The organism is Candidatus Delongbacteria bacterium, from assembly GCA_020634015.1.
Classification (GTDB): domain Bacteria; phylum CAIWAD01; class CAIWAD01; order CAIWAD01; family CAIWAD01; genus JACKCN01.
Genome location: JACKCN010000002.1, coordinates 89567 through 110959, shown reverse-complemented (window position 1 = coordinate 110959; position 21393 = coordinate 89567). Strand labels below are relative to the sequence as shown.

Annotated in this window: 23 protein-coding genes; 9 read left to right on the top strand and 14 right to left on the bottom strand. The window is 64.4% G+C overall.

The window, feature by feature from the left end; genetic code table 11:
• Window position 1 precedes the first annotated feature (1 nt).
• From H6678_04620 to H6678_04580, 9 genes are all read right to left on the bottom strand, one after another.
• The gene (locus H6678_04620) at window positions 2-754 is read right to left on the bottom strand and encodes a TonB family protein (protein MCB9473075.1); all 753 of its coding nucleotides are present in this window, start codon (window positions 752-754) and stop codon (window positions 2-4) included.
• Window positions 751-1179 carry a biopolymer transporter ExbD gene (locus H6678_04615; GenBank protein ID MCB9473074.1) on the bottom strand — a complete coding sequence of 143 codons (429 nt, stop codon included), beginning with the start codon at window positions 1177-1179 and terminating at the stop codon, window positions 751-753. Before H6678_04615 ends, H6678_04620 begins: the two co-directional genes overlap by 4 nt.
• Window positions 1176-1835, bottom strand: coding sequence for a MotA/TolQ/ExbB proton channel family protein (locus H6678_04610; GenBank protein MCB9473073.1), 660 nt, complete (start codon window positions 1833-1835; stop codon window positions 1176-1178). The genes H6678_04615 and H6678_04610 overlap by 4 nt, the downstream gene beginning before the upstream one ends.
• Before the next feature lie 92 nt (window positions 1836-1927).
• A complete protein-coding gene (gene pal, locus H6678_04605) occupies window positions 1928-2542 on the bottom strand; it encodes a peptidoglycan-associated lipoprotein Pal (protein ID MCB9473072.1) in 615 nt (204 codons plus the stop codon).
• Window positions 2539-4047, bottom strand: coding sequence for an FAD-binding protein (locus H6678_04600; protein MCB9473071.1), 1509 nt, complete (start codon window positions 4045-4047; stop codon window positions 2539-2541). Before H6678_04600 ends, pal begins: the two co-directional genes overlap by 4 nt.
• Window positions 4037-5233 carry a hypothetical protein gene (locus H6678_04595; protein MCB9473070.1) on the bottom strand — a complete coding sequence of 399 codons (1197 nt, stop codon included), beginning with the start codon at window positions 5231-5233 and terminating at the stop codon, window positions 4037-4039. The genes H6678_04600 and H6678_04595 overlap by 11 nt, the downstream gene beginning before the upstream one ends.
• 16 nt (window positions 5234-5249) lie before the next feature.
• The gene (locus H6678_04590) at window positions 5250-6083 is read right to left on the bottom strand and encodes a hypothetical protein (protein MCB9473069.1); all 834 of its coding nucleotides are present in this window, start codon (window positions 6081-6083) and stop codon (window positions 5250-5252) included.
• A gap of 74 nt (window positions 6084-6157) precedes the next feature.
• Complete coding sequence (locus H6678_04585; protein ID MCB9473068.1) at window positions 6158-7042, bottom strand: ParB/RepB/Spo0J family partition protein; 885 nt, start codon at window positions 7040-7042, stop codon at window positions 6158-6160.
• Entirely contained in the window at window positions 7017-7793 is a 777-nt protein-coding gene (locus H6678_04580) for a ParA family protein (GenBank protein ID MCB9473067.1), read from the bottom strand. Before H6678_04580 ends, H6678_04585 begins: the two co-directional genes overlap by 26 nt.
• Before the next feature lie 125 nt (window positions 7794-7918).
• Here H6678_04580 and H6678_04575 point away from each other — a divergent pair, with 125 nt between their 5' ends.
• The 5 genes from H6678_04575 to H6678_04555 all read left to right on the top strand — a co-directional run bounded on the left by H6678_04575 (window position 7919) and on the right by H6678_04555 (window position 12424).
• Window positions 7919-8296 (top strand): VOC family protein, encoded by a 378-nt coding sequence (locus H6678_04575; GenBank protein MCB9473066.1) that lies wholly within the window; start codon window positions 7919-7921, stop codon window positions 8294-8296.
• 4 nt (window positions 8297-8300) lie between these two features.
• On the top strand, window positions 8301-8693 hold the full coding sequence (locus H6678_04570; protein ID MCB9473065.1) for a VOC family protein: 393 nt from the start codon (window positions 8301-8303) through the stop codon (window positions 8691-8693).
• A 25-nt stretch (window positions 8694-8718) separates the two neighbouring features.
• Window positions 8719-9282: a peptidylprolyl isomerase gene (locus H6678_04565; GenBank protein ID MCB9473064.1), complete on the top strand. Its 564-nt coding sequence runs from the start codon at window positions 8719-8721 to the stop codon at window positions 9280-9282.
• 65 nt (window positions 9283-9347) lie between these two features.
• Complete coding sequence (locus H6678_04560) at window positions 9348-11522, top strand: molybdopterin-dependent oxidoreductase (GenBank protein ID MCB9473063.1); 2175 nt, start codon at window positions 9348-9350, stop codon at window positions 11520-11522.
• Window positions 11522-12424 carry a formate dehydrogenase accessory sulfurtransferase FdhD gene (locus H6678_04555; GenBank protein MCB9473062.1) on the top strand — a complete coding sequence of 301 codons (903 nt, stop codon included), beginning with the start codon at window positions 11522-11524 and terminating at the stop codon, window positions 12422-12424. The genes H6678_04560 and H6678_04555 overlap by 1 nt, the downstream gene beginning before the upstream one ends.
• A 1-nt stretch (window position 12425) precedes the next feature.
• Here the strand turns inward: H6678_04555 and H6678_04550 are convergent, their stop codons facing one another.
• On the bottom strand, window positions 12426-12788 hold the full coding sequence (locus H6678_04550) for a hypothetical protein (GenBank protein MCB9473061.1): 363 nt from the start codon (window positions 12786-12788) through the stop codon (window positions 12426-12428).
• On the bottom strand, window positions 12785-13390 hold the full coding sequence (locus tag H6678_04545) for a GNAT family N-acetyltransferase (protein MCB9473060.1): 606 nt from the start codon (window positions 13388-13390) through the stop codon (window positions 12785-12787). The genes H6678_04550 and H6678_04545 overlap by 4 nt, the downstream gene beginning before the upstream one ends.
• Window positions 13391-13678: 288 nt before the next feature.
• Here H6678_04545 and H6678_04540 point away from each other — a divergent pair, with 288 nt between their 5' ends.
• The 4 genes from H6678_04540 (at window position 13679) to H6678_04525 (ending at window position 17028) form a co-directional block, all read left to right on the top strand.
• A complete protein-coding gene (locus H6678_04540; protein ID MCB9473059.1) occupies window positions 13679-14086 on the top strand; it encodes an acyl-CoA thioesterase in 408 nt (135 codons plus the stop codon).
• A 3-nt stretch (window positions 14087-14089) separates the two neighbouring features.
• Window positions 14090-14899 (top strand): MOSC domain-containing protein, encoded by an 810-nt coding sequence (locus H6678_04535; GenBank protein MCB9473058.1) that lies wholly within the window; start codon window positions 14090-14092, stop codon window positions 14897-14899.
• A complete protein-coding gene (locus H6678_04530) occupies window positions 14899-15948 on the top strand; it encodes a tRNA glutamyl-Q(34) synthetase GluQRS (protein MCB9473057.1) in 1050 nt (349 codons plus the stop codon). The genes H6678_04535 and H6678_04530 overlap by 1 nt, the downstream gene beginning before the upstream one ends.
• A gap of 513 nt (window positions 15949-16461) precedes the next feature.
• Window positions 16462-17028 carry a YgjV family protein gene (locus H6678_04525; GenBank protein MCB9473056.1) on the top strand — a complete coding sequence of 189 codons (567 nt, stop codon included), beginning with the start codon at window positions 16462-16464 and terminating at the stop codon, window positions 17026-17028.
• 98 nt (window positions 17029-17126) lie between these two features.
• On the opposite strand, the gene H6678_04520 is transcribed toward H6678_04525, so the two are convergent.
• The 3 genes from H6678_04520 to H6678_04510 form a co-directional block, all read right to left on the bottom strand.
• Window positions 17127-17426 carry a hypothetical protein gene (locus tag H6678_04520; protein ID MCB9473055.1) on the bottom strand — a complete coding sequence of 100 codons (300 nt, stop codon included), beginning with the start codon at window positions 17424-17426 and terminating at the stop codon, window positions 17127-17129.
• 218 nt (window positions 17427-17644) lie between these two features.
• Window positions 17645-19363 (bottom strand): S49 family peptidase, encoded by a 1719-nt coding sequence (locus H6678_04515; GenBank protein ID MCB9473054.1) that lies wholly within the window; start codon window positions 19361-19363, stop codon window positions 17645-17647.
• A 302-nt stretch (window positions 19364-19665) separates the two neighbouring features.
• Window positions 19666-21327: a VCBS repeat-containing protein gene (locus tag H6678_04510; protein ID MCB9473053.1), complete on the bottom strand. Its 1662-nt coding sequence runs from the start codon at window positions 21325-21327 to the stop codon at window positions 19666-19668.
• Window positions 21328-21393: the final 66 nt, after the last annotated feature.

Genomic DNA, 21393 nt, shown 5'->3' with positions numbered 1-21393 from the left:
TTCAATCCCTGAATGTGATGGTGACGCCCAGCGCCTTCAGCCGCGAATCCGGCGGCAGGGGCGAGAGCTGGCTGCTGCGCACGGCCACCAGACCGGCGTGATCCAGAACCGGGTCGCCCGATTCACGGCGCAACTCGGGTTCGCTGATGGTCCCGTTGGCCTGGACGATGAAATGATACACGACCGCGCGCCCACTGTTGCGGGCCGGATAGCGGAAATTGCGATAGATCACGGCCTGATTCCGGCGCAACCAGTTGCTGATGCCCGGGTTGCCCGTGTTGTCGCTGGTCATGTCCACACCCGGTCCCTTGGGACCCGGTCGGTCCACCGTGCGGGAAGGTGTCTGCGTGGTGGCCTGGGTATCGGTGCCCTGGCCGCTGACTGCCGTCTCGGATACGGGAGTTTCTTCCCGCGGAGTTTCCGTTGCCACGGATGCCGGTTCCTGGATCACAGCGGGTGACGGCTCCACCGCCGGCGCCACCGCGACATCCCGGGGAGTGGGCCGGGCCGGTGTGGTCAGGGGTTCGGCAACCGGTTCCTGGACCGGGCTGCTCGGGGGTGCCGGGGCCGCATCCGGAGGGCGCACCCACCCGGGACGATTGTTGCCTCCACCGACCAGCTGCACCATGCGCAGGTTCATCTCGGGCATGTCCGGCACACGGGATTCCATGCCCCAGTACTGAAGTCCGGCCAGCGCCAGAATGTGACACAACAGTGAGAGCAGCAGCAGGCCACGGGGCAGGCGCGCGCTCACCGGGACGGCCCATTGGTGGTCTCACGTGCACCGGGGCGGGTGACGATGCCCACGTCGCTGATGCCCGCGGAACGGATATCATCCAGCAGACGCACCACCTCGCCATAGGCGATGCTGGCATCCGCCTCGATGTAGACCGCGTGTGCATCGGGTGATGCGGCCCGCCAGTCCGTCAGAAAGGCGGCCAGTTCGCTGCGCTCGATGGGGGCATCTTCCACCATGAGGGTCCCTTTTCCATCCAGGCGCACGGTCAGGCCGTCCTTGGTTGCGGTGGGAGTGGTGGCCGCGGTGGGCAGAGAGAGCTCGAAGGCGTGACGCAGCACAGGCGCCGTGATCATGAAGATCACCAACAGCACCAGAAACACGTCCACCAGGGGAGTCACATTGATTTCCGAGAGCGGCGCGCGCCCTTCGGGCAGTTTCATCGGGATCGGTCCTCGCGGGCTGCACGGCTGAGTCCTTCAACCTGGCCGGCCATCTCCTCCAGACGTCGACGCTGTTGCGTGGACAGGGCGCTGAAGAAGTTGTAGGCGATGGTGGCCGGAATCGCGGTGGCCAACCCGGCCACCGTGGCGATCAGGGCTTCGGCGATGCCGGGCCCCACCACCTCCAGCATCGCCTGGCCCGAATGGCTGCCGATGCGCAGGAAGGCCACCATCACGCCCCACACGGTCCCCAGCAATCCGATGAAGGGACTGGCGGAGCTGACGGTAGCCAGAAAACCCAATCCGCGCTCAGCTTGTTCCATCTCGGCCAGACCTCGGCTCTGGAGCTGGCGCTCCCAGTCGTTGGCCGTGGCCGAAAGTGGCGAGCCCATGCGACGGGCCAGCCCGGCAGCCGCATCCTCGAGCATGCGCGCGGCGGGAGCATCCCCATGGTAGGCAACCAGTTGCAGCAGATCGGAGAGGCCGGGACTCTGCAGGGCGGCATCGGCGAAGTCTTCACCGGCTTTGCGGGCCTTGACGAAATAGAGGATACGGTCGAGGATCAGAGCCCAGGAGACCACCGAAAGCAGAACCAGCAGAACAAGGATGCCTTGGGAAAACAGGGACGCGTCGCGGACGAATTGAAGCAGGTGCATGGAGGCAGGCCCTTTTCCCCGGATGGAAAAACTGTCCCCGAAGGGACAGCTTCAGAACGGGTCGCCCCGGGAGGGGCGACCCGATACTGGACTTACTTGCCGGACGTGAATTCGCAGCGACGATTCTGCTTCCAGAATTCTTCGCCTTCGCCGACGGCCACGGGACGGGACTTGCCGTAGGAGATGGTCCGCAGGCGGCTGGCATCGATGCCCATGTTCACCAGGTAATCCTTGGCGGCGTTGGCACGACGATCGCCGAGGGCGAAGTTGTAGGAGTCACTGCCGTTCTCGTCGCAATGACCTTCGATCATCACGCTCAGCTCGGTGTTGGCGGTCATCACGCCCGCATTGGCTTCCAGCTTGGTGCGGGTGTCGTTGCGCAGGTTGTACTTGTCAAAATCGAAGTACACGGTCTGCATGCTGGCCAGCGCGGCCTGCAGCTCTTCGGCCTTCTTCTGGGCGGCCATGCGGGCCTCTTCGTCAGCCTTGGCCTTCAGCTCGGCGGCAACGGCGGCCAGACTGTCGGCGGTGGCCTGAACCTGGGCCAGGCTGTCAGCAGTGAACTTGGCGGCGGCAGCGGCACGAGCGGCAGCTTCGGCAGCTGCGGTCTCGTCGGCCAGACGCTTCTTGTTGCCGCAGGAGCTGAGGCCGATCACCAGCAGCAGGGAGAGGGCGAGTGCCCCGGTACGAAGGGTAAGGGATTTCATGATTGCCTTCCTGAAAGATTTGAAGCCTCCGCCGTCAGCTGCGGGACAAGGTCCAGACCCAGTCTCTCCGCCGCTCCCGGTGCCGGCCAGTCGAACATTTTACCCGGGTTGAGGACCAGATTGGGGTCCAGCAACCGTTTTACATTTTTCTGCAATTCCATCAGCACCGGCGGAATCTCCAGTGAGATCCAGGGCTGCTTGGCGCAACCGACACCGTGCTCGCCGCTGATGGTGCCCCCCATGGACAGGGCCAGTTCGAACAGTCTGCCCACCAGCACCTGCATCTTCCGTCGTTCCGGTGCGCCTTCAATGGCCGACAGCACATTCACGTGGATATTGCCGTCGCCCAGATGCCCGTAACCCAGCACGGTCAGGCCCGCCCCATCGCCCAGTTCCCGGGCGCGCCCCAGATAGTCCACGATGCGGTCGACGGGCACCACCACGTCTTCGCTCAGCTTCTGTGCGAATGCCTTGCGCGTGACCCGGCTCAGCGAGCGTCGCACTTCCCAGAGCCGTTCGCGTTTCTCGCCGCCCTGGGCCACCAGGATGTCCAGCGCGCCCGCGGCCAGACAACAGGCCCCCAGCGCTTCGGACTGGGCGTCCAGTGCCGCTTCCGAGCCATCGACTTCCAGCAGCAACACCGCACGGCAGCTGTCGGGCAGCTGCAGCGGCAAGGTCGCGCGGACCAGATCCAGCGAGCGCTCGTCCATGAATTCCAGCGCACTCGGCACCAGTCCTGTGCCCGCCAGGCGAGCCACCAGGGACGATGCGCTGCGGAAGTCCGGAAACAGTGCCAACAGTGTGCGAGTGGCTTCCGGCAGCGACACCAGGCGCAGCACCGCCCGGGTGATGATGCCCAGCGTGCCTTCGCTGCCGATCACAAGATCCTTGAGATCATATCCGACGACACCTTTGCGCGTGCGCACTCCCAGTGTGGCGCACTGGCCGTCCGGCAACACCACCTCAAGTTGCAGGACCCACTGTCGCGTGGTCCCGTACTTGTAGCACCGCGGTCCGCCCGCATCCTCGGCGATGTTCCCGCCGATACAGCTTGAATCATTGCTGGATGGGTCCGGCGGGTAGAACAATCCGCGCGCTTCCACGGCACGCTGCAGGTCCCGGTTGATCACGCCGGGTTCCACCACCGCGATCTGGTTTACCGGATCGATGTCAAGGATGCGATCGAATCGCCGGAGCGAAAGTACCACTCCGCCGTAAACCGGCAAAGCACCTCCGGACAATCCTGTACCCGCCCCACGCGGTGTCACGGGTATGCGATGCCGGTTCGCCCAGCGCATCAGGGAGCAGATTTCCTCCACCGCGCGGGGCTCGACGACCAGATCCGGCAGGAACGATCGTTTCAGCTCATCCTCGGCGTAGGCTTCGCGCCTGGAGTCCTCGATCAGCGACTGTGGCCCCAGCAGAGAGCGCAGTTCCTCGAGGGCCGCTGCGGTCAGAGTGCCGTAACCCGGCTGGGTCGTGTTTCCCCGGGCCTCAGTCTTCACGGTGTCCCGCTTCGGCGGATCGCAGGGTCGCCAGAGCCGCCATCGCGGGGCTGAGTACTTGCTGCCGCCTGTCCATGACCACCCGTGCCGTATCGAGTGCCTTGTTGACCCGGTAAGGCACGAAGCCCCCGGGAGGGCCGCCCCAGCTGAAGGCCGGGATCTCGGTCTGGGGAAAACCGCCCCCCCAGATGTTGGCGAAGATGCCCACCACGGTGCCCGTGTTGAACATGGTGTTGATCGCGGTCTTGCTGTGATCGCCCATCATCAGCCCCACGAAGCGCCGTCCGGTCTTGACCGGGCGGCCTTTCAGGGTGACCACCACGTTGCCGTAGTTGTTCTTCAGGTCGCTGTTGTTGGTGTCGGCCCCCAGGTTGCACCACTCACCCAGATAGGCGTGGCCCAGAAAGCCATCATGCTGCTTGTTGCTGTAACCCTGGATCACACTCTCGGCCACTTCCCCCGCCACTCGCGAAACGGGCCCCAGATGGCAGCCACCATAGAGCCGCGTATGAGCCTTGAGACGGCTGTTGGGTCCGATGAAGCACGGCCCCTCGATGTAGCAGAAGGGCAGGATCTCGCAACCTTCCTCGATCAGCACGGGGCCCTGACGCGCATCGATGACCGTGTAGGCACCCAGTCGGATATCCTCGGCCAGGCTGATTCGCTCAGGACGCATCAGGACCACGCTCGGGTGCAGTCCGCCCGGCAGAGTGCGGGGAGTGTGACAGCGCCAGTCGCACTCGAGATGCTCGGGCAGGTCGCACACCAGATCCCAGAGATGGTGTGCCAGGCTCCAGCGTTCAGGCGCCGGTCGCCTGCTCGTGACCAGCGCCGCGATGCCCTCGGGCGTGCGGCAGCCCGCGGGCAGCGTCACACGGGCGGCAAGCAGTGCCCCATCGCGCTCGTATGCCTCGCCCGGCTGAAGCAGGTCAAGGGATTCGCGATCCAGTTCAAGCACCCGGGCATTCACGCAGAGCGCATCGCCGGCATGCGGGGACTCGAGACCACGCTCAGCCAGCAGGTCCAGCAGTTCGCTGCGGCAGAGCCAGCCCGTGAAGGGCACTCCCGTACGCCAGGTGAGTCGCTCGGCCAGAGTACCCAGCCCCGTGCGCAGCTCCCACTGGGGGCGCAGCTCACAGAGGGGATAGAACTCATCGCAGGCGTCTTCGAACAGAATCCACTGCATCACGGGGCTCCCGGTTTCAGAAGGGCAGAGTGCGGCGGGCCGTCACCCGGTAGAGTTCCTGACTGTCCGCCGCCGGAAATCCCAGCACCAGGCCGGGGCTGGCCACCACCTGCAGGGGCAGGAAGGGCGCCCCCGCCTCGGGTGCAGCCTCCACCAGCCAGTCGTCGGCCAGCGGGTCCTGGTTCCAGCTCAGTTCCAGGCCATTGTCGCCCAGCGAAATCGCCAGCGCCGGAGTCCCCGGCAAGGCGTACAGGGTCAGGCTTCCGCCCAGGCTGACCAGGAAGGAGGTGTCATTCACGTCCGCACCCAGTCCACTGCCGAATGTCAGGGACACACCGGACGCGCTGCGGCTGGAAATGCTGAATGAGTTGAACACCCCGGCGATCTTGTGCTCGGCCGTGATGTAGCTCAGAAACTCGAGGGCGTTGTCCTGGTTAAGGCTGTCCAGAGCCGTGGAATCGGGCAGGGTGAAATCGCTGGCGCCCGAGATGAAGATCCAGCCCGTGTTGCTTGAGGGCGAAGACACCGGTCCTGGCACCATGGCCGTGGCCGATGAGGCATACAGCACCAGGGCATCCACCAGGCCCGTGCCGCGAGTACGGGCCGAGACGGCCAGAAACTGCTCGGCTCCCGTGCCGTCGCCCTGGATTCCACCATTGACCACGGGCAGGCCGTTCACCAGCTCTTCCGCCGGATTGTCTCCGGAAAAGGCGATGGTGCCGGCGAACCCCAGCGGGAACGGAATCCGCGAATAGGTCCAGCTGACGCTGCCGGCTCCGCAATCAATATCCTGTGCTCCGGCCAGGCCGCTGACCAGCAGCAGCCCCAGCAGTGCAATCATGTGTCTCATGTTTCCCCCATGGTGTGTGTCGCCCCTGGCAGGGCATGGCGCAGAATTCCGTCCTGGTTCCCGAAGGAACACCCCTACAGGTCGGAATCCCTGTCGTTGGTCAGCATGTCAAGCAGCCGGTCCAACTCCTCGCCGCTGTAATATTCAATCGTGATCAGCCCACCCTTGCGGCGCGGGGATATCTGCACCTGGGTGCCCAGGCTGCTGCGCATGCGATCCTCGGCCTCGAGCAGGTCGAAGGGCTTTTCAACGCGTGTGGCCGTCTTGCCCTTGCGCGCGCCATCGCGATTGGCGGTGACCAACTCTTCAAGCTGGCGCACCGAGAGCTGCTTCTTGATGCAGCGATGCCAGAGCGCCACACGGTCGTCGTCGCTGGCCACTCCCAGCAGCACCTTGGCGTGTCCCACGCTGAACTCGCCGTTCTTGATGCTGAGCTTGATCACCGCGGGCAGCTTGAGCAGGCGCATGGTGTTGGTGATCATGGAACGGCTTACGGCCAGCGTGTCCGCAAGTTCCTCCTGGGTCATGCCGTGCTCGTCCAGCAGCTGGCGGTAGCTGGCCGCCAGGTCCAGCGGACCCAGGTCCTCGCGCTGGATGTTTTCGATCAGGGCCAGTTTCAGCAGTTCGCGCGGCTCGGGCCGTGGCCGCACGATGGCCGGGATGCGCGTGCGCCCCGACTGGATGGATGCCCGGTAGCGCCGTTCTCCGGCGATGATGGTGTAGGCACCATGCTCCTCGAAGACCAGGATCGGCTGCAGCACACCGTGCACCTTGATCGAGGCGGCCAGTTCGGTCAGCGCCTCGGAATTCATTTCCCGGCGGGGCTGTGCGGCGTTGGGACGGATCTCGGAGAGCGGAAGCTCACGCACCGACTCATCGCCCGCGTGCTCGCTGCGCGGGGTGCGATTGTCCGGGATCAGGGCCGCCAGTCCCTTACCGAGCGGCTTGCTGTGATTCATTGAGGAACTCCTCCGCCAGGGCGATGTAATTCTGCGAGCCCGCGCTGCCGGCATCGTACAGCAGAATGGGCTTGCCGTGGCTGGGCGCTTCACCCAGCTTCACGTTGCGGCGGATGATGGTCTTGTAGACTCTGTCGCCGAAATAGTTCTCGATCTCCTGCCGCACCGAATTGTTCAGATTCAGCCGGCTGTCGTACATGGTCAGCAGGATCCCCCGTAGCTTGAGGCGAGGGTTCAGGTTCTGCTGTACCAGCTCCACCGTGTTCATCAGCTGGCTCAGACCTTCCAGGGCGAAGTATTCGGTCTGGATGGGCACCAGCACGCTGTCGGCCGCACTGAGTCCGTTCAGGGTCAGCAGACCCAGACTGGGCGGGCAATCGATGAAGATGTATTCGTAGCGGTCGGACACCGCTTCCAGTGCCTTCTGCAGGCGGAACTCGCGGGCCATCATGCCCACCAGCTCGATCTGGGCACCCACCAGATTCATGTGGCTGGGCAGCAGATCCAGCCACTGGATGCCCGTCTTGCGGATGCAGTCGGAGGTGGCGGCGGGCTCCAGCAGTGCGTCATAGACCGACTTTTCCACATGCTGGTGCACGACCCCCAGTGCGGACGTGGCGTTGGCCTGCGGATCCAGATCCACCAGCAGCACATTGCGTTCCGCGATGGCGATGCTGGCCGCAAGATTGACGGCGGTCGTGGTCTTGCCCACTCCGCCCTTCTGGTTGGCCAGTGCGATGATTTCAGCCATGTGCCCCCGCCTTGCTTCCGTCCGTCCGCCCTTGGCTTCAAGGTCCGTCCGAAGACCTTGAGGACAGAAAAATGTGTAATATAATGGATGGCCCCCTAAGTGGGACGGGCGAGGAGGAACGGGCGATGGCCCAGCTCAGCTTGAACATTCTCAAACTGCCCGTGCAGGAAATGGCACGGGCCGTTGCATTTTACCGGGACATGCTCGGTTTTCGCCTGCTGTTCCAGGTCGAGGAGTTCGGCTGGGCCCAGCTCGACCGCGATGGCATCGCTCTGGCGCTGTATCTGCCCGGCGAGGGCGGCGGCGACCGCACACCCGGGGGCAGCGCCGATTTTCACCTGATCTGCGACAATCTGGTCGAATTCTGGCGAGAATTGCTGCAGCGAGGCCTGGAACTGGAAGAGGGCATCGTCTCGGGCGAGGACACCACCGCCTTCATCGACCTGCCCGACAGCGAGGGCAACATCATCCGCATCATCCAGGCGGAACAGGACCGGAACTGAGCCGATGAGCACCCAATCACACGAGACGCACGCACCCCTGATAAGCGGCCTTGCAGTGATTGCCATCTATGTCAGCAACCTGGACCGGGCCCTTGAATTCTACCATGGTCTGCTGGGCCTGGAAAAGGCTGGGCCCATGGAACCGGGAGTCCTGCTGAAGGCGGGCGAGACGGTTCTGTATCTCGAAGGCGGACGCCAGGTGCTGGCGGCACCGGAGATGGTCGGCTGCACCGTCTCGATGTGCCTGCAGGGCCCCAGCATCCGCAGGATCTGGACTCACCTTCGGGAGCACGGGGTTCCCGTCGTGGAATCCTGGCTGCAGCATGGGGAGGACTTCGCGATGTTCCGCGTGGCCGACCCCGATGGACATGTGATCGAGTTTGCCGGCACGCCCTGAAGAGGGCATATCCACAGGAGGAAACATGGCTACGGCATTGTCCGGAGACAGCGTCAGCGTGCATTACACGGGAAAGCTGAGCGATGGCACCATTTTCGACAGTTCCCGCGAGCGGGAGCCCATGGCATTCGTCATTGGCGAAGGCATGCTGATTCCGGGCTTCGAGAAGGCCCTGATCGGAATGAAACCCGGGGACATCGCCGAGATCACGATTCCCGCGGATGAGGCCTACGGCAGCTACCGCGAAGAATTGCTGAGCCGCGTCCCGCGCGAAGATTTTCCCGAGGAAATCGAGCCGGAAGTCGGCCTGCAGCTTGAAGCCACCGCCGACGATGGCGAGCGCATGCTGGTCACCATCACCGAGGTGGATGAGGCAAGCATCCTGATCGACGGCAACCACCCGCTGGCCGGGCAGGATCTCAGCTTCTCGATCGAGCTGATGGAAATCGGCGTGGAAGTGCCCAAGGGCTGCTGCGGTGGACACGGTGGTTGCGGCGACGAGGGCTGTGGCGACGAGGGCTGCGGCCACGATCACCATGGCCACGACCATGACCACGATCACGGCTGCGGCTGCGGTCATTCACACTGACTCACGAGCCCCCCTGCATGGCAGGGGGGCTTTTCACTTTCCCACACACAGCACGGTACCCGCCCATGTTCTACGGACTGCGCCGCCGCATTGGCCCGCACAAGGAAATCCTCCGTGCTCTCTGGCAGAATCGCGACAGCCTGCCCCGGGCCTGGCGCATCCTCAACGAGGGCGTGTGTGACGGCTGCGCCCTGGGCACACGGGGGCTGAAGGACTGGACGATCGACGGCGTGCATCTCTGCTGGATCCGCCTCAACCTGCTTCGGCTGAACACCATGGGCCCGCTGGACCCCGCCCGGCTGGAGGACATCTCCGCCCTCCAGACCCTGAGCGAGAAGGAACTGCGTGGGCTGGGACGCCTGCATCGACCTCTGCTCCGCCGTGCGGGCGAGAACCGCTTTCGCGAGCTGGAATGGGACGAAGCCCTGGCTCTCGCGGGTGCGGGTCTCAGCGGCGACCCGGAACGGCTGGCCTTCTATGTTGTGTCACGAGGGACTCTCAACGAGACCTACTACGCCTGCCAGAAAGCCGTGCGCGCACTGGGCAGCAATGCCATCGACAACAGCGCACGCATCTGTCACGCCCCCAGCACGGTGGCGCTCAAGGAAAGCCTGGGCTTTGGCGCCACCACCTGCTCCTACAAGGACCTGTTCGACTGCGGGCTGCTGCTGCTCTTCGGCAGCGACGTGGCCAACAACCAGCCCGTGATGATGAAGTACATCCACCTGGCCCGCAAGCGCGGCCTGAAGGTGGTGGTGATCAATCCCTACCACGAACCGGGCATGGACCGCTACTGGGTGCCCAGCAATCTGGACTCCGCCCTGCTGGGCACCCGTGTGGCCGACATGCAGGTGCCCGTGCGCGTGGGCGGCGACCTGGCATTGGCCAATGCGCTGCTCAAGTACCTGATCGAGAAGGATGCCCTGGACCACGCCTTCATCCGCGAGCACACCAATGGCTGGCCCGAGCTGCAGCAGGATCTGGCGGCTCAGGGCTGGGATGAGCTCTGCGCCAGTGCCGGTCTCCCCCGTGAGACGATCGAGCAGCTGGGCGCCATGCTGGCGGCCTCGCGGTCGACCATCGTGGTCTGGTCCATGGGCATCACGATGCACGAGCGCGGCACCGACACGGTGCAGGCCCTGGTGAATCTGGCGCTGGCGGGCGGACACATCGGGCGCCCCGGCTGTGGGGTCATGCCCATTCGTGGCCATTCCGGTGTCCAGGGCGGAGCCGAGATGGGCTGCGCTCCCAATCTGCTGCCCGGTGGCCTGCCCCTCTCCACGGACAACCTGGCCCGATTCGAAGCCGAATGGGGATTTCCACTGCCCGGGCACGCGGGGCCATTCGCCGCCGAGATGCTCGAGCGGGCCGAGGCCGGTCAGCTGGATACGCTCTGGTGCGTGGGCAGCAACCTGTTCGCGGTCTTCCCCGACCCCCGGCGTGTGCGTGCGGCTCTGGAAAACATTCCCCTGCGCGTGCATCACGACATCGTGCTCAATCCCCAGGCCCTGGTGCCCGCCCTGGAACATGTGCTGCTGCTTCCGGCGACCACACGCTATGAACTGGAAGGTGGCGGAACCGAAACGACCACCGAACGCCGCGTGATCTTGAACTCACCCATTCCCGGCAGCCGGGTCCCCCATGCGCGCGACGAATGGCGCGTGCTGCGCGACGCGGTCAGCCGAGCCCGTCCCGACCGGGCCACCGCGCTGTCCTGGCAGAGCACGGCCGAATTGCGAGCCGAGATCTCCCGCTGCGTGACACCTTACGCCCCCATCGCCAACCTGAGCATGGGCGGGGACTCGTTCCAGATCGGTGGGCCCCTGTTGGGTGTGGATGGAATCTTCGGCACGGCCGACCAGCGTGCCCGCTTCGTGAGCCATCGCCCTGACCCCGCACCGCCCGTGGATGGACTCTTCGCCATCTCCACCCGGCGTGGCAATCAGTTCAACAGCATGGTCTTCGGCGAGAAGGACATGCTCAGCGAAGAAAACCGCCAGGCCGTGGTGCTCAATCCGGCGGACATGGCTGCATTGACACTTCGGCAGAATGACCGGGTGCGTGTATCAAGCGAGACGGGATCGCTCGAGGGTCGGGTCCGCACGGGCCGCCTTGCCCGTGGCACGGTCATGCTCTGCTGGCCCGAAGCCAACGTGCTGATTCCGTCGGGCAGACAGGATCCACGCTGTGGCATTCCAGCCTATCGGGATGTGCGGGTTCGCGTGGAAAAGGCACCCTGATGGATCTCACGCGTCCGGGCAGGCAGGCCAAACCGCACGAATCCTGCCGGGTATCCGTGCGACAGCTGACGCCCAGCGGCCTGTCCGCACCCGTGGGCGACTGCCTGGCCGAAGAAGCCCCCTTGCAGATGCGACTGGTCGCACTGGATGCCCGGGGCGAACCGCAAGCGCACCCACTGGGCATCACGCTGCGCACCCCCGGTAAAGACCTGGAGCTGGCGGTGGGGCATGCCTGGAGCGAGGGACTGCTGCGAAAGAGTTCCGAATTGCGTGAGACGGAAAGTTGCGCGCGGGAAACCGGCCACAGTGGAGAACTGATCACGCTCTTCATGGAGTCCAGCGCGGATCCGGATGTGTTCGCCCGACGCATCGAGGCCCGGCGTCGCCTGGGCGCCAGCCTGAGCAGCTGTGGCCTCTGCGGCAGCGCCGGAATGGACTCCCTGCTCGAGGAACTGCCCGAGCTGCCCCAGACGACGCTGGCGGCGGACACCCTGCTGGCCATCGCGCGTCATCCTCTGCACGAAGTCGCCGGATTCCGCCGGACGGGAGCACTCCACAGCGCCTGCCTGTTTTCCGCCGACGGTCAGCTGCTGCGAGTCCATGAAGACATTGGTCGCCACAACGCACTGGACAAGCTGATCGGAAGTCTGCTGCTGGAGAACGGAGAACGCGCGCTCACGGACGCGTCCGGGGGGGTGGTGCTCGTGTCGGGACGCATCAGCTGGGAGCTGGTGCAGAAGTGCCTGCGTGCCGGTCTGCCCTGTCTGCTGGCCCGGGGCGCACCCAGCTCAATGGCCGTGGAACTCGGTGGCCGGCATGGCATGCTGCTGGCTGGTTTTCTGCGGGAGGCCAGACTGAATCTCTATTGCGGATCGCAGCGTCTGAGCGGTGTCGACGCCTGACTCAACGGGTCTGGTGCTGCGCGCGATCCTGTTGCCGTTCGTAACGACGCAGCAGGAAATCCAGGCGATGGGTTTCGCCCAGACGGGGCCAGCTGATGGCACAACCGTCCTCGCTGATTCGCCAATCTTCCAGTTCTTCCTTGCGGGCTTCCTGGAGACGGCCCAGTCGGTAGACGGGCACACGGAAACTGTCCATGCTGTTGAGCTGGATCTCGAGCATGTTTCCACGTACCTGGAGATGGATGGCACGGGGGTCCTGGGCGACGCGGCGGGTCATGGGCAATCCTTTCTGCTGGCGGTCGGAGGCGACAGGCAGATCGAGTGGGTCGTCCATGGTATCGGCAGCGAGACTCGTGTAAATCACCTCAAGGCTCCCTTCTTTCTGAACATCCGCGCAACGGGGTGTGAGTGCCAGTCTTCGGCGTGCAGGGCAAAGAGCCGGTGATCGCGCCACTCTCCGGCAATCTTCAGATAATCCGGTGCGTAACCTTCTTCGCGAAATCCCAGGGTCCGCAACAGCTTGAGGCTGCGTGGATTGTCGGGCTGGACGGCGGCCATCACACGATGCAGGCCCAGATCGCCGTAGGCGTACTCGAGGGCCAGGGCAAGGGCCTCTCCCATCAGACCCTGCCTCTGCCACCCGGCATCCAGGCTGTAGCCCAGATTGCAGGCCTGAAATGCTCCACGCTGGATCGCGCTGAAGGCAAGAGTGCCGATCACTAGCGCGCTGTTTTCCACCGGGCGCAGCAGGAAACGCACACCAAGGCCCGCACGGGCCTCACGCCGGGCCACGGCCAGAGCGATTCTCCACCAGTCTGCGGTGTAGTACTCGGGTTGGCGCAAGGGTTCCAGAGGCTCCAGCAGGAAGCGGTTGCGCCGTACATAATCCAGCGCCGCTGGCGCTTCCCGGGGAGGCGGCAGTTCCAGAATCACCCGCTGTCCCCTCAGGGATGGCAAGGACGCCACCGCACACCTCCAACTGGCAGCCCGGGCAGGTTGCAGACGCCAGCATGCAAGTCATTCATCCCGCTGGCAGCGCCGCCCGGAGGCCTGAGTGTTGACCCGCGCCGGACTCTTCAAGCATTTGAACGGTCAGAAGATGCGGAATTCCGGGCAAAGCTGCCCGCTTGGAGCACGGGTCGGGTGGCACGGAAGAGGGCGAAGAAGACGGCACAGCCGGTGGTCCGGCAGGTGGCCCGGGGCGGAACGCGGATCCTTTGATACCTTCCGCGCCACCAGAGCACAGCAGGAGAAATGATGAATTCCACGGAAAACACCGCACAGCCATCGGGCACGCTGTGCATCCAGACCATTGCGATGCCACGGGACACCAATCCGAATGGGGATATCTTCGGAGGCTGGCTGGTCTCCCAGATGGACCTTGCGGGCGCGATCATGGCCCGCCGTCTGGCCGGAGGCCGCGTGACCACTGTGGCCATCGACCGGATGAACTTCCACCTGCCCGTGGTGGTGGGTGATCTGGTGAGCTGTTACGCCACACTCACGGGCCAGGGCCGCACTTCAATGCATATCGCAGTGGAAGTCTGGGCCGGACGCGAGGAACTGGATGGAATGAAACGGGTCACCGAAGCCAATTTCGTCTTCGTGGCCATTGACGAGCAGGGACGTCCACGCGCCCTCGCGCCGGCCGGGGAGAATTGACCCATGGGCAGCTCCAACCTGACCCTGGTGGAAATGAATGTCTACCCGGTCAAGGGAATCGCCGGCCATCGGCCCCAGCAGATCCGGGCAGAGTACAGCGGCCTGGCTCTGGATCGCCACTGGCTGGCCACCGACTCCGACGGCATGGCTCTGACACAGCGCGACACTCCCGGACTGGCCAGGATCCGGGCCCTGCCCACTTCCCGGGGACTGCAGCTGACCGCTCCCGGGAATCCAGAACTGATGTTGGCGTACGACATGCCAGCCGGAGAGAGTCTGGATGTGAAGGTCTGGGACGACAGGATCCGTGCCCCACGCGAGAGCGCGGACACCGAGGCCTGGTTCTCGACCGTGCTGGGCAGAGACTGTCGCGTGGTGCGCATGGCCGGTGAGGCACGACGTGTCACGGCTGTCGATCACTGGCCCGAGGCTCAGCCTTTCGGCTTCGCCGACGGCTACCCCTACCTATTGATGTCACAGGCATCCCTGGATGAACTGTCCGCACGTGTGGGATTTCGGCTCGAGCGCGAACGCTTCCGGGCCAACCTCTGGGTCAACGGGGAGACACCCTGGGCCGAAGACCACTGGGGTCGCATCCGGATTGGCGAGTGCGTGTTCCAACGGGTCAAACCCTGTGCGCGCTGCAAGGTCACGACTCTGGACCCACGCACGCTGGAACCGGGGCCGGAACCATTGCGCGCCCTGGCCGGATATCGTCGGGGCGCCGACGGGGGCGTGCTGGCCGGGCAGAACCTGATCTGTCTGGTCCCGGGCGAGTTGCGGATCGGGGATTCCGTGATTCCGGAAGCCTGATGGTTGGTGCATCCGGCAGCATTCCCGACTGGAACACATTGCTGGCTTCCCGCCCGCAGGGCGCTGTCCGGGGCCGCCTGGCCCCCTCCCCCACGGGGGAACTGCATCTGGGCAATGCCCAGAGCGCCCTGGGGGCCTGGCTGTCGGTGCGACACCGGGGCGGAAGCCTGGTGCTGCGCATCGAAGATCTGGACAAGGATCGCGTTCTCCCGGGCGGTGCGCAGCGGTGCGCCCGGGACCTGGAATGGCTGGGCCTGGACTGGGACGAGGACGACACGCTGACCGGCCCCTGCGCACCTTATCAGCAGACACTCAGGCAGGACCTGTACACGAGTGCCTTGATTGAACTTTCGCGCCGCGGCCGGCTCTTTCCCTGTGCGCTGAGTCGCCAGGACCTGCGTCAGCTGGCCAGTGCGCCCCACGCCGGGGAACCCGGAGAGCCAGGTGGTGGCGACCGTCGCTATCCACCGCATTTGCGCCCGGATCCGCTGCCCGCTCCAGGATGGTTTCACGGGGAGTTCAGCGGGGAATGCAATCTGAGGTTCCTCTGCGAAGATCGTGACGACACCTGGCAGGATCTGCTCCATGGCGAGCAGCGGGACAACGCGGGCCGGCGCTGTGGCGACTTCGTGCTGCGCCGTCGCGACGGCGTCTTCTCCTACCAGCTGGCCGCGGTGGTGGATGACGCCCTGATGGGCATCACCGATGTGGTCCGCGGATCCGATCTGCTGGACAGTTGTTCGCGCCAACTGCAGTTGTGGGAAGCCCTGGGGGCGACACCGCCGGTCTTCGCCCATCTGCCCTTGCTGCGAGCCGGTCACGGGGCCAAACTGAGCAAGCGTGAGTCCGATCTGGAGCTTGCCACCCTGCGTCGTGCGGGAGTCCGGCCCGGCACCGTGCTGGGTTGGCTGGGCTGGAGCCTGGGATTGCTGCCGGCACCCCGGCCCATCGGCGCCCACGACCTGCTGGACGTCTTCGACTGGTCACGGATCACGACCGAAGACCGCGTCGTGCCTCCCGATCTGACCACGGCCCTGGCGGGACAATGAAAACGGCCCGTGAAGAACTCACGGGCCGCTGGACGTCGCTCGAGACAGGAGACGGGGCTCACCCCTTGGCGGGCTTCGCCACGGGAGCCTTGTCGATTTTCTTCTTTTCCTGGCTGGCGTGCTTGACCTGAACCTGTTTCTGGAGCTTGGTCTTGTCCTTCTTGCCGCCCTTGTCGCCCATGGGAGCACCTCGTTTGCTGGGGACCGCGAATGACCCGACGGGGGTCAGCCGGAGCGGGAATCTGGGGCAGCCGGTCTTTCCGGACGCCGACCAGTCCCGATCGTCGCCGAAAACACTGAATCCGCGCTGGGCTTGCAACAGTTTCCTCCACGAACCTGAAACCGGCTCCCGGGGCGCGGCAAGTGCGCCATGCCCCGGCCCGGCACGGTATGTTCGTCGATTCCGTGACACATGCGGGCGATTCCTGACCTCAGATGGTCCCACATGCTGTGCCACAGACCGACTGCGCATGCGAATCTGATTCTGCCGTATACCACACTTCGGAGTTCCGGATGCCGTCCCTTTCCCTGGTTTCCATCCCGTCCCTGCTGGGATTCTGTGGTGTCGCTCTCAATTTCCTCTGGCCGCTGCTCAAGGACCGGCGGGCAATGCTGCTGGTGCAGGCCGTATCCGGCTCGTGTTTCACGGCGCACTACGCACTGATCGGAGCACAGACGGGCAGTCTGATGAACGCGCTGGCGGCGTTGCAGGCACTGGCGGCGATCCCGCTGGGGCTGCGCCCTGGATTCCGGATGGCATACCTCCTGACGCTGCCCCTGATCGCGACAGCACTGCTGCTGAGCTGGCAGGGCTGGCCGTCGATCTTCGCGGCACTGGCCATGGCCGGACTCAGCCTGGGACGCTATCAGGTGAACGTGCTGGCTTTCCGGATCATCCTGCTGGCCACCATTCCATGCTGGGTGGCGCACAATCTGCTGGTAGGATCACTGCCGGGCCTGTTCTCGGATGCTCTGGTGAGCACGGCCAGCATCATCGGACTCTGGCAACACCGGCGACGGCGGCAGAACGCACTTGTGCCCGTTCATGTTCTCCCGCGACCGGATCTGGACCACACATGAAAACCGGCCCTCGCGGGCCGGCTTCCTGGTTCAATCGGTGATACACCGAGGAACGGATATCTTTCAACCTCCCGGACGCACCCGATGGCCATGGTCGCTCAACAGGGCAGGCGCTGGGTGAGCGCCCTGCCGGGTGCTCCCATGGATTTCAGCTCCACCTCCTGGAGCCGGGCCAGAGCGTCAATCACCAGGCCCATGAAATCCGCCAGTTCCTCGCGCCCGAAACGCAGGACCAGTCGGTCGCAATGCACGTACGCAAGTCCATCCCGGGCGTACCTCCCGAAGTCTCCGGCAATCTCGGCCAGAGTCCCGGAAAGTGCCAGCAGACGCTGGCGCGTCAGGGGCAGCATCACCACCCCGAAGGCGATCGCCAGCCGGTCACTGGCGAACAGAATCACCTGGTCTCCCCTCGGGGAGGATGCGAGAACAGTAGAGGAATGCATCTTCCATCCCGGATTTGGTCCGTGCAGCGTTCCGGGTTGGAGTCGGGGAGTGGCGTCGGCCTTCCCTGCATCCAGCTTGCGAGGCACCCTGGAGTCTGCTGCATCCGGCGGAACCTTCCGCCTGGCGACAGCCTTCCTATCGACCGATCCGGAAAAGCCTTGAAGGCTGAATGCTACTCCAGCAACTCCCACTCCCACTCGCTGCGGATCATGCTCCGGGGGTCGGTATCCAGGGGGGCAAGCAAGTCCAGTACTTCGGCTGGAAGCTGAGTCTGCCCCAGCATGGGAAACAGGTCGCGGGGGCGAAGCCGTCCCGAGAACAACAGTTCCAGCAGGTCTTCCTGCAGCGGATAGTGCCGGATCCCGTCCACGCCTCCCGCCAGGCCCGAGGCGGCGGAAATGGCGTCGGCCAGGGTTCCCAGACTGTCCACCAGCCCGGCTGAATTGGCTCGAAGCCCGCTCCAGACCCGGCCCCCTGCCCAGGCGGGCAGATCTTCGGGGCTCAGCGGCCGGTGCTGCAGCACTCGCCCTGTGAAGACCCGGTAGATTTCTTCCATCGACCGCCCCATCGCGTCCAGCAGCCCCTGGGGCACAGGCTCCCCGATCACCAGCCGGGACAGGGGCGTGCTGAAGACTCCATCTTCATTCAGCCCCAGTTTCTTGAAGCTTCCTTCCAGGTCGGGCAGCATCGCCACCACCCCGATGGAACCGGTGACCGTCCAGGGGCTGGCCATGATCATCGCTCCGGGAAGACTGATGTAGTACCCACCGGATGCGGCCATGCTGCCCATGCTGACCACCAGCGGTTTCATTCCGGCCAGCCGCTGCAGTTCCAGATAGACCTCTTCCGAGGGCTGGACGGCACCGCCAGGACTTTCGACGCGCAGAACCACCGCCTTGACCTGGGGATCCTCGGCCAGTCGGCCCAGATCCCGTGCCAGGGTTTCTCCATGGATGCGCACGGCGCCCGTATCGTTCGAGCGGCCCGGCAGAATCTCGCCTTCGGCCCAGACGACGGCCACGTGATCGCCGACCGCGGGTTCGGGCTGACTGGCCACCCATTCGCCCACTTCCAGCAGCTGGTAGGCACCGAACTGTTCCTTGAGGTAGTCCTCCCACTGACGATGGCTCTCCAGCACATCCACCAGTCCGGCTTCAAGAGCCTCGGAAGGCGTCAGCAGAAAACGGTCGGGAGCTTCGCTCAATGCCCGGAACTCCTCCGGGTTGATGTCCCGCGCGGACCCGACCCACTGGGCATAGAGATGCTGACGGTCTTCGACCAGCAGGGACATGTTCTCGCGCACGGCCACGGACATCGAATCGAGCACCCAGTTCTCGCCAAAGCCTTTGGCTTCGCCCACATGGCGCACGCGCATCCTGACTCCCAGGCGGTCCATCAGTTCGCGGCGGTAGGTCTGATGAATGGCGGTGCCAATGAAGATCAGCCCGGAGGAACTGGCATCACTCAGACTGAGCCGGTCGGCCAGACAGGCCAGCTGATACTGGGCGTCGCTGGCCATGGCAAGGTGGGCGTGAATCGGCTTGCCCGAAGCCCTGAAGTGCTCGAGGGCCTGGGCCAGCTCGAACAGGTGTTCACGCGACATGGACGCATCGCCTTCGACCACGATCGCCTTGATCCGGTCATCCTCGGCGGCCCGTTCGATGGCCGGAATCAGGGTCGAGAGGCTCAACTGGCGTCCGGTGGAACGCTCCATCAGAGGCACCCCGTGCCCGGGCAGAGTGCCATCCCAGCGCAGCACCAGCAGGCTGTTGCCACCCACGGCCGCCTGTGTGCCTCCCTTGAACTGGCGTACGGCCACCAGCCCCATCACGAAGATCATCAGCAGCAGCAGTGCCAGCAGGCTGAACATCCAGAGCAGGAAACGTTTCACCGGTCTTCCTCCAGGTTCTGAGAATCCGCTGCGCGATCACCTGCCCCCTGAGGTGTTGAGTCGCACGCGGATGGGACAATTGAATGGAAGTGTCATGCTGCCGGGCCACGATGGCCGGGCCACGATGGCCGGGCCACGAAGGCCGGGCCGCGAAGGCCGGGCCGCGATGCCGGGCCATTCCGGCCGCGCCCGGGTGACGCGACAAGATAGGGCAGCGCGCAGGGCTTTCCATGGATGGGGGCCAATGGAAACGCCCGGGCACACAGGCGTCCGGGCGGCTCAATGGAATTCTACGCGGCAAATCAGGGCTGTTCGCTGATGGCCACCACCTGCAGGCTGAACTTGAAGCCAGGTTCAGTATACGGAGGGCCGATCTGGAAGGATGTCCCCGATGTTTCTCCGAAGATCTGAACCGTGTCACTGGTGGAGGTCATCAGAATCCGATAGCGATTGGCGATGAGGACCGGTTCCCACTGCAGCAGGATATCGCCACTGGGAAGCAGACTGAGCTGCAGTTGGGGGGGCTCGGGTTTCTCGCATTCATCGGGTTGGCCATTGGAGTTGAGGTCCAGCGAGGTGCCAGCCAGGATGTCACACATGTCCGGCTGGCCGTTGCCGTTGCAGTCGATTTCGCATTCGTCCGGGCGCCCGTTGCCGTTGCAGTCCAGGCTTGTTCCGTCGGTGATGTCACACCAGTCGGCAACGCCATTGTTGTTGCAGTCGATCACGAAGTTGCTGAAGCCGAAGACCTCGTGCTGGGATCTTGACGGCACGACGATATCGAGCAGGCCATCGCTGTTGGTGTCGCCGTGGTAGACTTCCTCGGCGAAGAGAATGCCTTCGGCGATCACCTGGGGCAGGAACACGGGCTGACTTCCTCCACTGCTGGAGTACATCCAGATCGAATGCGACAGCTTGTGCGCGGACAGCAGGTCCATGTCACCGTCCCCATCCATGTCCGCCACGTCCACGGACCAGACGCCGGCCGCACCACTGTCGAGGGTCTGGCGCTGCATCACGGGCAGCGTTCCACCGGGGTTTCTGAGCAGCACGATTTCTTCATCACCGAAGGCGGCCACCACCACGTCCAGATTCTGGTCCTGGTCCAGATCGACCAGTTTCAGATCCAGCGGCCCACCCACACTCTGGCTGAGAGCCAGCTGGACATAGGGAGTTTCAGGCTGGCCCGTTCCAAGCAGTGCAAGGATCGTGTCGTCCTCATAGAGTGCCAGGACCAGATCCTGGTACTGGTCATCGTTGAAGTGGCCCGCCGCGATCGAGGTGATGCCCACTCCGATTCCGGGCACGATCTGTTCGGTGTAGACACCTGAATCCTGAAGGAACAGGCAGAGCACATCATCATTGCTGTCGGCGGCCACCATGTCCAGATCACCGTCCTGGTCCAGATCGGCCACGGTCAGCACATCAATGGCTCCAAGACTGCTGGGCACGGACTGCACCGAGAACTGCGGGGGGTGGGTGCCATTGCCGCGAAAGATCCGGATGCTTGACCCCAGATCGGCCAGGATGTCCGTATGACCGTCGTGGTTCATGTCCGCGGCCCGCAGGCTGCGGGCGGGAGAATTGTCATTGCTGAGAATGTGGGTCACCATCAGGCTGTCCACATGCACGTTTTCCTGCCAGTAGAGCCCGATCAGGCTGGTCACGATCAGGTCCGGATCGCCGTCGTCATCCACGTCGGCAGGGAGCGCCGTACTGAGAAAGGGAACTTCCCCGAGCAGGCGCTGCAGTACAGGGGCCTCGCACTCATCGGGAATGCTGTTGCCGTTGCAATCCTGGCTTGTGCCGGCCAGTAGGTCCAGATCATCGTCCTGGCCGTTCTGGTTGCAATCGATGGCCATGGCGCTGCCAGCATGCAGGCAGATCATCGCGAGCATTGACCAGGTCAGGAAGGCGGATGAACGTTGCTGAAGGACTGTCAGGAATTTCTGGCAGTGATTCATGGTGTTCCTGGATAGAGTGATGAAGAAAGGCCCCCGCGCCATTCCGAGCGACCGTTGCGGACTATT

Coding starts and splice junctions, on each gene's coding strand:
- H6678_04615 (MCB9473074.1), bottom strand. CDS start 1,179: ATGAAACTGCCCGAAGGGCGCGCGCCGCTCTCGGAAATCAATGTGACT.
- H6678_04610 (MCB9473073.1), bottom strand. CDS start 1,835: ATGCACCTGCTTCAATTCGTCCGCGACGCGTCCCTGTTTTCCCAAGGC.
- pal (MCB9473072.1), bottom strand. CDS start 2,542: ATGAAATCCCTTACCCTTCGTACCGGGGCACTCGCCCTCTCCCTGCTG.
- H6678_04595 (MCB9473070.1), bottom strand. CDS start 5,233: ATGCAGTGGATTCTGTTCGAAGACGCCTGCGATGAGTTCTATCCCCTC.
- H6678_04590 (MCB9473069.1), bottom strand. CDS start 6,083: ATGAGACACATGATTGCACTGCTGGGGCTGCTGCTGGTCAGCGGCCTG.
- H6678_04585 (MCB9473068.1), bottom strand. CDS start 7,042: ATGAATCACAGCAAGCCGCTCGGTAAGGGACTGGCGGCCCTGATCCCG.
- H6678_04580 (MCB9473067.1), bottom strand. CDS start 7,793: ATGGCTGAAATCATCGCACTGGCCAACCAGAAGGGCGGAGTGGGCAAG.
- H6678_04575 (MCB9473066.1), top strand. CDS start 7,919: ATGGCCCAGCTCAGCTTGAACATTCTCAAACTGCCCGTGCAGGAAATG.
- H6678_04570 (MCB9473065.1), top strand. CDS start 8,301: ATGAGCACCCAATCACACGAGACGCACGCACCCCTGATAAGCGGCCTT.
- H6678_04565 (MCB9473064.1), top strand. CDS start 8,719: ATGGCTACGGCATTGTCCGGAGACAGCGTCAGCGTGCATTACACGGGA.
- H6678_04560 (MCB9473063.1), top strand. CDS start 9,348: ATGTTCTACGGACTGCGCCGCCGCATTGGCCCGCACAAGGAAATCCTC.
- H6678_04555 (MCB9473062.1), top strand. CDS start 11,522: ATGGATCTCACGCGTCCGGGCAGGCAGGCCAAACCGCACGAATCCTGC.
- H6678_04540 (MCB9473059.1), top strand. CDS start 13,679: ATGATGAATTCCACGGAAAACACCGCACAGCCATCGGGCACGCTGTGC.
- H6678_04535 (MCB9473058.1), top strand. CDS start 14,090: ATGGGCAGCTCCAACCTGACCCTGGTGGAAATGAATGTCTACCCGGTC.
- H6678_04530 (MCB9473057.1), top strand. CDS start 14,899: ATGGTTGGTGCATCCGGCAGCATTCCCGACTGGAACACATTGCTGGCT.
- H6678_04525 (MCB9473056.1), top strand. CDS start 16,462: ATGCCGTCCCTTTCCCTGGTTTCCATCCCGTCCCTGCTGGGATTCTGT.
- H6678_04510 (MCB9473053.1), bottom strand. CDS start 21,327: ATGAATCACTGCCAGAAATTCCTGACAGTCCTTCAGCAACGTTCATCC.